Source organism: Glaciimonas sp. GG7, from assembly GCF_052976905.1.
In genome coordinates this window covers 1-1521 of sequence record NZ_JBRIIQ010000209.1, presented here as the reverse complement: position 1 = coordinate 1521, position 1521 = coordinate 1, and the positions used below count along the sequence as shown (strand labels likewise).

Genomic DNA, 1521 nt, shown 5'->3' with positions numbered 1-1521 from the left:
GCTCTGATCAAGATAGTCACCGACCTTTTGATACAGGAGGGGTGCGGCTTGTTGGTTTCACAGCGTCACCTGTTTGCGGATCGATCCGTTGAAACAAATCTTTAAGATCAGTCTAACGTTGACTAAAAATAATATTTCCAGTTTTTTTCCATCCATCTAATAGACTACTTACTTAACGTAAGGACATCCATATAAATAATAAAGAAAAAATATAATGAAATTGTAGATAACACGCCATATCGAAAACTGTTTACCCTTAAATTTCTTATAATATACTTTCCATTAGAAAGAAAAATATATGCCCAAATTAGAAATCCTTGAAGGATTCCCGTGAAATAAAAAAATATTTCAACATATGGAAACTTAGAAAGTCCAACTTCTAAAATTGAAAATAAAAATAAAAACCATATTACCGCTGCCGATAAAAATCCAAGTAAAAAAATAATATATTTTTTTACTATTATTGTATTGATATTGTTAAGATCTTCAAATTTCCTTAATCCCAAAAAAACAATCGTAAATATTATTACTATAGAAAAAGTTGCTGGAATTCCACTCAATACGGATTTAAATACAAAGTATAGAGACAACATTCCCCAAAACATAATCCACACTATCGAAGAGAAAAAAGTCCATATCAAAGTCCACATTACTTTCTCACTCCATCGCGAATCTTTTCCATTAATTCTTCCCCTTTTTTAATTCGGTCTTCTGGGTTAGTAATATCATCAACCCCGTTAAAGAAAGCACCCGTAAAAATGGCTTTAAATTTATCAAAACTTAAATCTTTGTATTGATCCTGCACTTGATATTGTTCTTTCATTAAAATATTGCTGTCCCAATTTTTTGCAGCATCACCTGCTATCGGATCTATCCGTTGAAACAAATCTTTAAGATCAGTCCAACGCTTGCTTAAAATGATACTTCCAGTTTTTTCCATCCAACTATAATTTTCTACCGCACACCACACATTACTGCTGCATATCTTTAAATTTTCTAATTGATCTGAGACTTTAGCCGCCGAATCTACCCAAGCGACCTCATTACCCTTCTCTCTCAACGATTTACCTAACGCCTCAAAAAATTCTTTGCGCTCGGTAATATTATCGAAAAATTTATTCCCATCCTCACTACTAAAGACTTGCTGTAGAAATACGTTCGCACTGCGACTCTGATCTTCTTTCACAATGGTCGTAGCCACCTGATCGACAGCATATTTACTTGCACTATCGATATGCTGACGACAGCTTGAACTACTTGCATCCCCGCATGCGGTAAGTAACTCGCTGTCGTGTATCAACGATAGTTGCTTGGCATCATCTACAGCATTTTGTCTGCATTGCGCGGGATTAATATCTCCTCCACATCCGGCTAGTTTGGACGTCAACTTACCCAATTCGTCATGCTTCAGATAGTTAAACTCCGTCGCCAGCTTGGCATTCACCCCTGCCGCATTGCCATCGCTAGCCGTGCCCCCGGCCACTTGCGTCGCCGCTTTTCCCACCACCAATCCCACTAACT

Annotated in this window: 1 protein-coding gene; it reads right to left on the bottom strand. The window is 37.1% G+C overall.

Going from position 1 to position 1521, the window contains the following annotated elements; translation table 11 throughout:
* Window positions 1–649: 649 nt before the first annotated feature.
* The coding region (locus ACVBEF_RS21160; protein WP_447125864.1) for a hypothetical protein at window positions 650–1521 on the bottom strand (872 nt) is incomplete at its 5' end.